The sequence below is a fragment of the Chryseobacterium sp. T20 genome, from assembly GCF_047345655.1.
GTDB lineage: Bacteria > Bacteroidota > Bacteroidia > Flavobacteriales > Weeksellaceae > Chryseobacterium.
Window position 1 is genome coordinate 155,414 of the sequence record NZ_JBLFDU010000001.1, and the last position, 12,109, is coordinate 167,522.

The window sequence follows — 12,109 nt, forward strand, 5'->3', positions numbered from 1 at the left end:
AAGATTTATACCAAATATACGACACAATAACTCACTTTTTTATGACTTGGGTCATGTTATTAGACATTAAAATGCTGTTTAAAGAACATTCCTACTGTTGCATTTTTTAGCATAGTGGATGAAAACATTAATGATGGTCTTCAATATGACATTGTGTAATATAGTACTTTATATAGGGGGATTTCTGATGAGAAGTAGCTACTCAACTCCAGCGAATCGGTTTAAAATAAAGTTTCCTATTTTTGAGAAAGCTTTAATACATAATTTTACGATTTTCTATTTTCAACAACATGGCTCTTTCCATTGCCTTGATAGTTCTTATGGTGGTTTCTACGCAAAGTCCAGTCAATCCTGCCATTTGCTGTCTTGTAAGAGGAACCCTAAATGAATATTGCTGTTGATCTACTGCAAAACTTTTCAGATAATCCATTAGCGCAACAAGTTTCAAAATAGGACTTTGTGTTGAAAGATTTTGATTCATAATCAGTTTAAAATAAAGCCTTTGTGACAGGCATTTATTCATTTCATAAGAAATTTCTGAATCTTCTCTCAATAAATTAAGAAATGCCTTTCGAGGAAGTTTTACTATTTCACATTCAGTGATCGCTATCGCGTTCATAGGATAAGGCTTTTCCATAAACAATAAAGACTCTCCAATACTCTGACCATCTTCAATGATGATCTGTATGGTTTCCCTTCCATCTTCATTGTAATTATTCAGTTTTGCTTCTCCTTTTATAATCTGGTAATAAAATGCAGGCCAAGCTCCTTCTGAAAAGATAGTTTCTCCAGCAGAATACATTATACTATTTGCTCCCATGGAATACAACAGATTTTCTTTAATAACCATAATCATTTTTTTTAAATTTCTAGAATTCAGTAGAATATTACCGGGAACTTTAAATTATGAGAGCAAATATTAAACCTTCATCCTGTTAACTAAAGTTAAATCCTTATAAGAGAAAAATATAAAAAGTATAATATATTTAATCAATCATCCAATAAACCATATCAAAACACTAAAAATTTCCCAATCGGTATTAATAATAATTTTTATATAAAATTAAAGTCAGACTTTTCTAAAGCTCAAAATAATCCAGCAATATTTTATGAAGTATTTTTACTTTTTACGATCACAGAATCTTGTGTGGAAACTGTGGTATCTCGAGAAAGTATATCATGAACTACTAGAATGACTTTTTTATTGGAACTAAGAGTGATAATGGTATCTTGTATAGAGTTGCTCTTATATTGTGATTCTTTTTAACAACTCAGTAGCATACCCAAAAAGTATAGCAGAGAACAAAATTAACAATTTCATAATATTAAATTTTCTGGCGTTAATTACAAATTTAATTCATTATTTTTTATTTATCCTATGACTCAAATCACAAAAACACCCTTTAAAATAAATATTTCCAAATACACCAAGCGCTAATTGTGAAAATTTAATATTTGATTCGTATTAAAGTATCAATTTTTAGCTTAGTGAATAAAGCTAAAAAATTGATAATATCCTATCTGTAAATCATCTATACTAATTTAGCCATTTACAATTTCTCCACCATTTGGATGCAGAACCTGACCGCTGATAAAACGAGAATCATCACAGGCAAAAAACAAGAAACAAGGTGCAATTTCGTTAGGCATTCCTGCACGTTTCATAGGTGAATCACTTCCGAACTCAGAGTTTTTTTTAGGCTTAAATGAAGAAGCAATTAATGGCGTCCAAACCGGTCCCGGTGCCACAGCATTTACTCTGATTCCTTTTTCAATAAGGTTTGCTGATAAACTTCGAGTGAAGGAGATAATTGCTCCTTTGGTTGCGGAATAATCAATCAGTTTGGGACTTCCCCTGTAAGCAGTAACTGAAGAAGTATTGATGATACTTGTTCCCTTTTTAAGATATGGCATGGCATATTTTGTAATCCAGAAATAGGAGAAAAAATTATTTTGAAAAGTAGTTAATAACTGTTCAGTACTAATCTTTTCAATAGAGTCAGCTTCCCAATGAAGCCCAGCATTATTAACAATGATATCAATTTTTTTATGAATTTTAATACAGGTTTGAATTACTTTTTTACAATGGTTTTCTTTTCCTAAATCCCCTTTTATCAAAGTACATACTCTGGAAAACGCTTGAATTTCTTTTTGGGTCTGCTTGGCATCTTTTGTTTCACTTAGATAAGCAATAATGATATCAGCTCCTTATTTTGCAAATAACAAAGCTACCGCCTTTCCTATTCCACTGTCGCCTCCAGTAATTAACGCTACCTTATTTTTTAATTTACCTTCTTTCGGATATTTCAAAGGTGCTGTCTCCGGAATTGGATTCATGTTTGTTTCAGATCCCGGTCGGTTTTGTCTCTGTAAAGGACGAATTTTTTTTTTAGGTACTTTTTCCATTTTTTTATTTTTAAAAAAGCTGCAAATAATATGCTATTTTTCAATAAGAATATGGAACCTAACTTTAACATTATAAAATCAATATTTGTATAAATTGGGGAATCAAAACGGCTTATCAGTAGAATCAAGATATTCATATACATTTTCTATTCTCAATAAATCTTCTTTAAAAAAATTCGAGAAATCATCCGTTGTGGCTACCTTATTAACGCTTGCCTTCTTCAGGTCAGGACACCTCTTAAATATTCCAAATTTTATCTGTTAATGGATCCTTGAGCATAATAATTCTATTATTCTTCAATACTTTTGTAACACCAAAATTAGAAACATCATCAGTAGAAGTTAATGCCCATGTTCCTATATTGGTTGTTGTGCTAGCAGTAATAATCTTTGCCATTCAGCTCTTATAAGAATTCTATATATAATAATGACATTAGACGAAAATGAATGCCAATAAGTACAAAATATATTTCAACAAGTCAGGTATTTTATTCCTTTGATTTATAAATTTTAATCTAATGGAATTAATAACAAAAAATGATCTTAATGAATTAAGAGATGAGATTGTAAGGGAGATTAAATTAATCATCAATAAGGAACATTATCAAAATGAATTAGAGGATCCATTTGAATGGATACGCAGTAAAAAAATCAAAAGATTAATGGATATTTCCTCCGCAACATTACAAAATCTTAGAATATCAGGAAAAATAAGATATAAAAAAGTAATGGGATCATATTATTATAATAGAACAGATTTTTTTAATCTATTTGAAAATGAGAAGTAATGATAAAAATTGGCTGGACTATATGTTTCAAATAACAAAAGATCCACGCATAAGTGTTTGGCATATTTCTCTTATTTATGCTATCATACAACTGGCTTATTTGCAAGAAGAAGATGATGTCATCAGAGTTAGCCGGAGCAAACTTATGAAACTTTCACATATATCAACGTTTCCTACTTACCATAAATATTTTCATCAATTACAGACATTTGGATACATTATATATGAACCATCCTATCATCCAGGATATAGGAGTGTAGTTAAAATTATAAGTTCAAAAAAATGACAAACAAATAAGCTTCAATAATAATTATTGAAGCTTGTTTGATAAAATGCTACATCATTATAGCTTTAACCCTCTCAAAGATTGCTTCTATACGGGTACATCTGGTATTAAAAGATTCTGGAGTACAAACAATCCCAATCATTCTTAATGCGGTTAATTCTAACTCAAGATCTTTGAATATTTGATTAAGATTGCTATTTTTATACTTACTATCAAGTTGTAGCTTAGTCTCCAATTGTTTCATTTCTTTACCAATTGTTTCCTGTTCTGTGATAGCGTAATCTTCAGTTTGTTTTATTGAATAATGCCCTAACAATTCCTTTACCACATGCATGGGAACGCCATTATTCAATGTTACAGTACTTGCAAATGTTCTACGAGCTTTATGGGTATTGAGATTATTGGGTATTTCGCATATGTCTGCAATTTCTTTTAAATAAACATTCATTTTTTGGTTAGATCTGACTGGCAAAGCGCTTCTCCGTTCTAAACAGACAGGATGATCTTTATACTTGTTCAAAATTTCAATAGCCTTCGGTAATAGAGGAATATCCGTTTGTGAATTAGATTTCTGTCTGCTGCTCATAATCCATAGACCTCCGTCATTACCTTCCTTTATATCTTTCCACTTTAATTGATAAGCATCTATATATGCCAGCCCTGTATAACATTGGAAAATAAATATATCCCTAACTGTATCAAGTCTTGTGGAATCTAACTTCTGTTCTTCAAGACATTTAAGCTCACTCCTTGTCAATGGCTGCTTTTTAAGTCGGGTTTTCTTCCCTACAAAAAGCTTGAATGGGTCCTTGATAATCAAATCCTTGGCTACTGCTCTTAATATAATTTTTTTAAAATTACTGATATATTTCAGAGATGTATTATTTGAACAATTCCTAACGGTTGTAAGATAGAGATAATAATTTTTTGCAAACTCATAATTAAGTGAAGTAAACGGGATATCCTCTCGATCAAATTGATGCCTTATAAAATCTTTTACATGCGATCGTGCTGTAATATAACGGACAAGTGTACCTTTAGAATATTTTCCTTTTCTTAACAAAGCTTCAATTTCATCATTATGTTCCTGAAACTCTTCAAGAACCTTATTTCTTTTCAATGATCCCCCATTTACGAAATTTATTAAATCTACTGATGAAATAGGAAGTCCTTTAGTATATAGTTCAATTCTGTAGAGATTGATTTTAGTAGTGAGAGTATCTAGAAAAGCATTTAAAGATCTTGCATCTTCTTTTGTGCCTATGGCTTTTCCTTCCTTTTGGTCCCAGCGATTAGCATCCCATGTTCTTTTTGTGGACGCCTCCTTTGGTACCCCATCTATAGTTATCCTAACGTACACGGTACGAATTGTCTTGTTTTTTGCACTCTTTAAGAAATAAAAGAGACCATAACTTTGTTCTAACATAATTCAACATTTAAAGGTTAATAAAAGTCGAACTAAAAATCTTTGAAAACAAGTCGTTAAGACATTTTACATGTTGGTAATCAAATCATTGCAAATTATTTCAAAAAAAAAAAAAAAAAAAAAAAAAATAAGTTGCCACGATTTTGCCACAAAATTTATGAGTCTATTTGAAAACTATACCATTCTTTTTCACAAAAAAAATCCTACAAAAATCAATTTTTGCAGGATTTATCCATCTTTTTGTGCATTATAAACATTTTATCAATTGCACCAAGTGGAGAATACGGGATTCGAACCCGTGACCTTTTGACTGCCAGTCAAACGCGCTAGCCAACTGCGCCAATCCCCCGTTTTTTATTGTAAGGCGGTACAAAAGTAAGTATTTAAATGATATTTGCAACTATTTTATAATTTTTATTGAATTAAAATTAATGGAAATAGGCTCAGTGACCACGAAATCCATCATTCTCCATGGAATAACTTCCCAATTAATCCTATTTTTGTCTGAAATTATAATACAATCATGCAACTCTATACAGAAAGATTAGTTCTAAGGGATATTACTATTGATGACAAACAGGATATTTTCGATTACCGCTCAGATGCCGAAGCCAATAAATTTCAAGGCTGGATTCCTGAAACCCTGGAAGAAGTAGAAAGTTTTATCCAAAGAAATACTAAAGAATTCAACCAACCTGAAAGCTGGTAGCAGCTGTTGATTACTGATAAAGAGACAAAAGCAGTCATTGGAGATATTGGAGTTCATTTTATCGGAAATGAAAATGTACAGATAGAACTGGGAATTACCTTAAACACCTCATTTCAGGGTAAAGGATATGCTTCTGAGGCTTTAAAAGGTATTATTGATTTCCTTTTTAATGATTTGCATAAACACAGAATTACGGCTTCCGTAGATCCTGATAACACTGCTTCCCTTCAACTGATGGAAAGAATCGGGCTAAGAAAAGAAGGACACTTTGTGAAAAGTCTGTTCTGGAAAAATAAATGGGTTGATGATATTATTTATGCAGTTCTTCGTGAAGAATGGATTACTAAACAAAAATAAACACAGCTCATCAAAGCATTACCCTGAGAAATATCCTATACAAACTTACAGTACTGTATATTTTTCGTAAAATGGAGTGAATTTTGTTCTTACAATCGTTAAAGCAACCAAACCATTGCAGATCAAATAAGATACAATCATTGTATGGAACCACTTTTTTATCGTAACTGTAATCCAGTTATCATTTTCGATCAATGAATACATCTCTTTTTTTAAGTGCGTAATAACGTGATCCTTTTTCTTTCCGTTTAATGAAAATAAGTCTTTCATAATCTTTGGTAATCTTTAATAATTTTTAGTTTAGCAAGTTTTTATGTTGGCTTATTTCATGGGTTAGCTTTATTATTCCAAATATAGTGAAATACATAGTGTTTACTTTATGACACAAATCATAAAACAAGTGTTAAAATATCCTAAAAAAGGCGTGTTTCAGTTATCTTTTCTTAAATTTTCTATTTCCAAAGTGTATTTTCTTCGAGTACGTTCCGGAACAATCAGTCCTTGAAAATAGAAATTTATATTCCTACTCTATAGAGCAAAAGAGCCGAAATTGAATATTTCGGCTCTTTTGTTTCTTAAAAATAAAGATTTTTACTTTTTAAATAATGGATCAGTTCTTTCGGGCGGTCAGTCTGAATAATATTGACTCCTTTATTAATATACCAATCATACAGATCAGGATGATCCAGAATGAGGTCATCATTGTTTCCGGCGTTATGATGTGGCCATAATGAATTGACCCAGATTTTAACCTTGCTTTCTTTAAGCTTTTTAAAATCAATCAGGTTCTTTTCTGTTGTTCCTATTGTAAATTCAAAACCATAGACTTTATAGTTTTTAATGTATTCTGATATTTTTTTCAGATCTTCCTCTTTCCCCAGCTGGATAATCGGCATATAGTGAATTTTACTTTTTATATCACCATATTTCCGGTTGAACTCCGTGTAGGATTCATGACCTTTAAACAAAATCTGATCCAGCATATTCCGCTTTTTCACCAAAGGATAAACCTGTTTTATATAATCAAAACCTTTATCCAGATTTAAGAGGATTTTTCCATCAGAAACTTCTAAAATCTCCTGTAAAGTAGGAACACTCATTTGAGTTTCCACTCCTAAACCGTCTCTCAGATGGAGCTTTTTAATTTCGGCTAAAGTAAAATCAGAGGGTTTCCCTTTCCCTGTGGTCGTTCTGTCGATCGTATTGTCATGCATAAGGATCAAAACACTGTCTTTGGTCATGGCAAGATCTATTTCCGCCATATCAACGCCTTTTTCAATGGCTTTTTTTACTGCCCACACAGAATTTTCCGGAGCTTCTCTCCAATCCCCCCGATGAGCAACCACCATTACTTTGTTATCGGGAAAAGCGGAAAGTGAAATTTTCTTTTGCTGAGCAAAGTGCAGAGAAGAAATAATAAGAAGGGAAAGTTGTAATAATTTATTGTTGAGCATAATTTTAAAGTTTAAATTAATATCCTGGATTTTGTTTAATTGCCGGATCTGTATTGATTTGTCCCTGTGGCACAGGCATCAGAAGATGATAAGGTTTGATTTGTGCTGTGCTGTATCCGGGATTATTACTAAAGTGAGCGGTCATCACCGAAATAGCTTTTCCGGTTCTCAGAAGGTCAAACCAACGATGTCCCTCTCCTACGAACTCTAGTCTTCTTTCGCGGTCAATTTCATTAAGCAAAGCATCCTTTGTTGAGAGGTTCACAGAAGCAATTCCTGCTCTGGTTTTAATTTTATTCAGATATAAATTAGCATTGGTAAAATCATTCTGTTGAGTGAAACATTCCGCCATCATCAGGAAAACATCCGCTAATCTAAGCACCACAAAGTTGCTTCCTCCATCGGCAATGGTATTGGACGTTTTGACTAGCTTTTTACTGAAAGGAATTCCGTTTGAAGTAAGTCCGATATAGGCAGAACGTCTTGTATCTCCGGCTGAATAAAGGTTGTAAACTTCTTTGGTCGGAAGATTGTGCCCCTTCGCTCCTGAAACAGATCCTGATGGGCTGAACATCTGAAATGCCGAACTTCCTTCAGAATTTCCGTTCAATCCGGAGGTAAACTGTACATCAAAAATAATTTCAGCATTATTTTTATTGGTAACATCAAAAATTTTAGTGACATCGGGCAAAAGCTGATAGCCTAACGATTCAATCTGATTTAAATACGTCAGTGACTCTGCAAATTTATTCTGTGTCAGCAACACTTTCCCCAAAATTCCCAAAGCAGCACCTTTCGTTATTCTACCCTTTTGCATTGTTGCCGTTGGTAAAAGATCAATAGCATCTTTCAAATCTTTTTCTATAGCTGTATAAACTTCCGCAACAGGAGTTCTCGGCTGTCCAAAATAATCATTGACATTTGTAGTTTCTTTTAAAACCAAAGGAACATCCCCAAAAATTCTTACCAGATTAAAATACATCAGTGCTCTCAGAAACTTCATTTCTCCAATTCTTGTATTTTTCAGGGTATCAGTCATATCAGGAATTTTGCCAATCCTTGTGAGAATAATATTGGACTGTTGAATTCCTACATAATTATCTTTCCAGGCACTTGCAATAAGGCTGTTGTTGGGCTGAATGGTGAAAAAATCCAGTTCTCCATAGGTAAAAGCATCGTTGGCAGGAACCTCATCATAGGTATTATCTGAAGGCAGTTCACCCAAAGCCGGCATGGCAAGCTGATATTGTCCCGTGTATTGAAGGGCTCCGTATACAGAAATAATTCCCTGCTCAATTTCAGAAGAATTGGTATAAAATTGTGAAGAAACTTTCTGTGCTTCAGGATTTACGTCCAAAAGATCAGACGAACAGGAAAACATCACCGAAAGACTGAATATTGTAAAGAATATTTTTTTCATGATTTTAAAATTTAAAGTTAACGCCTACAGAATAAATTTTAGCTACCGGATAATAAGCCTGATCAAAGCCCTGGGTAAGAACATTGTCTGAAGTGGCATCGATATTCATTCCTTTATACTTTGAAATGGTAAAAAGATTGTTTCCAACCAGATAGATCTGTGCATTTTCCAAACCGATATTTTCAAGCATTGATTTTGGGAAATTGAAAGCCAGACGAAGTGATCTCAGTCTTACATAATCTGCATTTTTAAAGTAGAGATTTGAAGTTCTGGCCTCTTTTCTATTGTTGGAAAAGTTCATATTCGGCATTCCGAAAAACCCATTGGGATTGGTGACTGCATTGTAACGGTTGTCAAAATAATACTGTGAAGCCATTCCAAAACCTTCTCCTGATTCTAAAGTAGTCACAGCATCCGCATTATAGATCCTTTTTCCGATTTCGCTGTATAAGGAAAAGCTTAATTCAAAAAGTCCGTATCTGAAATTATTATTAAATCCAAGAATGTATTTGGGAACTCCGCTTCCGAAACTTCTTTTATCGTTGACATCAATTTTCCCGTCACCATTAAGGTCTTCCATAATATAATCCCCTACCATTGTTCCGGTAATGTGCGGTGAATTGTTGATCTCATCCTGAGTTTTATAGATCCCAAGAATATTGTAGCCATACATCTCCCCGATAGAACCTCCCACTTTGGTAACAGAGAAATTATTTTCTCCTGTGATGATCTGATTCTGCCCATTTGCCAGAGCTAAAACCTCATTTTTGTTGGTTGAAAAATTAAAGCTTCCTGAGTAGGTAAAGTCATTTGCAATGTTGAACGTTTTTGAAGCAATCTGTAATTCAAAACCGGAGTTTTTGATTTTCCCGATATTCTGAAGAGACGTACTGAAACCGGACTGCTGCGGAACAGGAACATCCAATAGCAAACCATCTCTGTTCAGGATATAATAATCTGCGGAAATATTCAGGATATTTTTACACAGAGAAAAATCAATCCCGAAGTTGTTTGATCTGGACTTTTCCCAGGAAATATTAGGATTGGGAGCGGTTGCCGTTATGTACCCCGGAACTAAAACTCCTCCGAAATTATAATTATCAGGATTCATCAACGAAAGTGCCCCGAAATTAGGAATCTGGTTATTTCCGTTGCTTCCCAAACTGTATCTTAGCTTTAAATCCGTTACGATAGTATTTTCAGGAAAGAAATTTTCATTACTGATCGTCCAGCCTGCAGAAAATGCATAGAAATCACCCCATTTCGAATTCTTACCGAAACGTGAAGAACCGTCTCTACGGTAAGAAGCCATCAGATTATACTTATTATCAAAGGTATAATTAACCCTTGTAAAATAAGACATCAACCTCCATTTGTACTGTGTCAGCGTATTTTTAAATGAAGTTCCGCCTGCAATATTCCTGATGCTGTTATCTGGAAAGGCCGTAGCTTCTGTTAAAAGCTGTGTATTATCTTCCTGCTGAAAAGACTGTCCCGCAATAGCATCTACTCTATGCTCACCCCATTTTTGATCAAATGAAAGCAGGTTTTCAATCAGATAATTTTTTCGGATATATTCTGTTCTGTTGGCAAAAGTCACATCCGGAGCAGCAGCTCTGTACACTCCAACAGTAGAAGGATCAAAGAAATTATACTCGTAGTTGGTATAATCTTCGCCTACCGACAGTCTGTATTTCAAGCCTTTCAACAACTCAAGCTCTGTGAAAATATTTCCGAATGTTTTAAATAAAGTATACTTCCTGTTGGTCATTTCCTGAACGGCACCCGGATTTTCTACCAAAGCACCATCCGTTGCTGTATTTCCCAATATTTGCTGGGAAATGGCAAGACTTCCGTCATTATTATAAGGCTTAAAGAAAGGATACATTGCAGTGGCCATCTGCAGAGGATTATAGCTTCTCGAATTTTCTGCAGCATTGATGGTTCCCGTTGCATAAGAAGGCGTCATCGTCACTCCTACTTTCCATTTATCGGTAAGTTCTGTGGAAAGGTTTACACTGGTAGAAAATTTTTCATAGTCTGTACCAATTACCAATCCTTTCTGGCTAAAATAGCTCATGGTAAAAGCATATTTACTCTTGTCACTTCCTCCGGTAATATTCAGGGAAGTCTGACTGATGGGTGCAGGTTTCATTACTGTATTCAACCAGTCGGTATCGGTTAATCCAGGCTGCTTGGCCAGATAAGGAGCTAAATAATCGGGAATTAATTCTCTCAAAGAAGCTCCTTTGCTGATTCTTGTTGCATTATCATCGGAAACACTTCTGTTACTGCCTTTGGAAAGATAATTATTGTCTCTGGCTTCTTTCAGAAACGTGGCCATATCATAAGCGTTGACCAATTTTACATTGTCACTTCTCATCTGCATTCCGTAATAGGAATCGAAAGAAACGGCCATTCTTCCCTTTTTCCCTTGTTTTGTTTCAATGATAATGACGCCATTCGCTCCTCTTGAACCGTAAATGGCTGCGGAAGCGGCATCTTTTAAGATATCAATTTTGGCAATGGAATTGGGATCAATCGCATTCAGATTGGAACCTTCGGTTAAAGGAAGTCCGTCTACAACGATTAACGGATTGGAACCAGCTGTTAACGTTCCGATACCTCTTACTCTGATAGACGGTGAACCTCCCGGCGTTGCATTAGCCTGAGTAATCTGAACTCCGGTTGCTTTTCCTGCAATAATATCACCGAAATTGCTGGAGGCGATCCCTTTCATCTGTTTCTCATCAATAGAAGAAATAGAGCCGGAATTGTTTTTCTTACTCTGCTTTCCATAACCCACCAGAACAACCTCATCAATATTTTTTTCTCTGGATTTTACCGTGTCTTTAATGGGATTGAAATACTCCGCAGACGGTTGACCATTCGTTCTCTGAATTCTGGCAATTGCTCTTGCATTGAGACGAACGGTGACTGTTTTTTGATCTACATTAAAATCCAGGCCGATGCTTTTCTTCAGATAATCTAAAGATGAAGACAATGACTGATAGTTCACCTGAGATTCATCTACCTGAATATCCTTCAGGTCTGAAACTGAATAGAAGAATTTTACACCATGTTCTCTGGACAGTTTTTCAAAAATTTTAATTAATGGTGTTTTCCGCTGTATGACGGACTGTTGAAAACATTTGTTAGCCTCTGCGAAGGTAAACTGTGGCGCGCACAAAAGACCCAACAACATCATGCTAATTGTTGTTTTTTTCATAGCTTTGCTGAAATTAGTTGTTATTTGACTGATT

10 protein-coding genes, 1 tRNA gene and 1 pseudogene are annotated in these 12,109 nt (G+C 34.4%); 2 read left to right on the forward strand and 10 right to left on the reverse strand.

Annotation, left to right across the window (positions count from 1 at the left end; translation table 11 throughout):
• Positions 1-253: 253 nt before the first annotated feature.
• The 4 genes from ACMA47_RS00720 to ACMA47_RS00735 all read right to left on the reverse strand — a co-directional run bounded on the left by ACMA47_RS00720 (position 254) and on the right by ACMA47_RS00735 (position 2,803).
• Entirely contained in the window at positions 254-850 is a 597-nt protein-coding gene (locus ACMA47_RS00720; protein WP_413928250.1) for a Crp/Fnr family transcriptional regulator, read from the reverse strand.
• A 692-nt stretch (positions 851-1,542) separates the two neighbouring features.
• Positions 1,543-2,199: an SDR family oxidoreductase gene (locus ACMA47_RS00725; RefSeq protein WP_413928969.1), complete on the reverse strand. Its 657-nt coding sequence runs from the start codon at positions 2,197-2,199 to the stop codon at positions 1,543-1,545.
• A gap of 9 nt (positions 2,200-2,208) precedes the next feature.
• A complete protein-coding gene (locus ACMA47_RS00730) occupies positions 2,209-2,406 on the reverse strand; it encodes a hypothetical protein (RefSeq protein ID WP_413928251.1) in 198 nt (65 codons plus the stop codon).
• 238 nt (positions 2,407-2,644) lie between these two features.
• Entirely contained in the window at positions 2,645-2,803 is a 159-nt protein-coding gene (locus ACMA47_RS00735) for a hypothetical protein (protein WP_413928252.1), read from the reverse strand.
• 121 nt (positions 2,804-2,924) lie between these two features.
• Between ACMA47_RS00735 and ACMA47_RS00740 the strand changes: the two genes are divergently transcribed.
• A complete protein-coding gene (locus ACMA47_RS00740; protein WP_413928253.1) occupies positions 2,925-3,194 on the forward strand; it encodes a DNA-binding protein in 270 nt (89 codons plus the stop codon).
• 335 nt (positions 3,195-3,529) lie between these two features.
• Here ACMA47_RS00740 and ACMA47_RS00745 read toward each other — a convergent pair whose 3' ends face one another.
• Positions 3,530-4,906: a site-specific integrase gene (locus ACMA47_RS00745; RefSeq protein WP_413928254.1), complete on the reverse strand. Its 1,377-nt coding sequence runs from the start codon at positions 4,904-4,906 to the stop codon at positions 3,530-3,532.
• Between the two features lie 275 nt (positions 4,907-5,181).
• A tRNA-Ala gene (locus ACMA47_RS00750) sits at positions 5,182-5,255 on the reverse strand.
• 174 nt (positions 5,256-5,429) lie between these two features.
• Between ACMA47_RS00750 and ACMA47_RS00755 the strand changes: the two are divergent.
• A pseudogene (locus ACMA47_RS00755) lies at positions 5,430-5,972 on the forward strand (GNAT family N-acetyltransferase).
• 45 nt (positions 5,973-6,017) lie between these two features.
• Here ACMA47_RS00755 and ACMA47_RS00760 read toward each other — a convergent pair.
• The 4 genes from ACMA47_RS00760 to ACMA47_RS00775 all read right to left on the reverse strand — a co-directional run bounded on the left by ACMA47_RS00760 (position 6,018) and on the right by ACMA47_RS00775 (position 12,075).
• A complete protein-coding gene (locus tag ACMA47_RS00760; protein WP_413928255.1) occupies positions 6,018-6,242 on the reverse strand; it encodes a hypothetical protein in 225 nt (74 codons plus the stop codon).
• 305 nt (positions 6,243-6,547) lie between these two features.
• Entirely contained in the window at positions 6,548-7,426 is an 879-nt protein-coding gene (locus ACMA47_RS00765) for a glycerophosphodiester phosphodiesterase family protein (RefSeq protein ID WP_413928256.1), read from the reverse strand.
• A gap of 16 nt (positions 7,427-7,442) precedes the next feature.
• Positions 7,443-8,846 carry a RagB/SusD family nutrient uptake outer membrane protein gene (locus tag ACMA47_RS00770; protein ID WP_413928257.1) on the reverse strand — a complete coding sequence of 468 codons (1,404 nt, stop codon included), beginning with the start codon at positions 8,844-8,846 and terminating at the stop codon, positions 7,443-7,445.
• Between the two features lie 4 nt (positions 8,847-8,850).
• Positions 8,851-12,075 (reverse strand): SusC/RagA family TonB-linked outer membrane protein, encoded by a 3,225-nt coding sequence (locus ACMA47_RS00775; RefSeq protein ID WP_413928258.1) that lies wholly within the window; start codon positions 12,073-12,075, stop codon positions 8,851-8,853.
• Positions 12,076-12,109 lie beyond the last annotated feature (34 nt).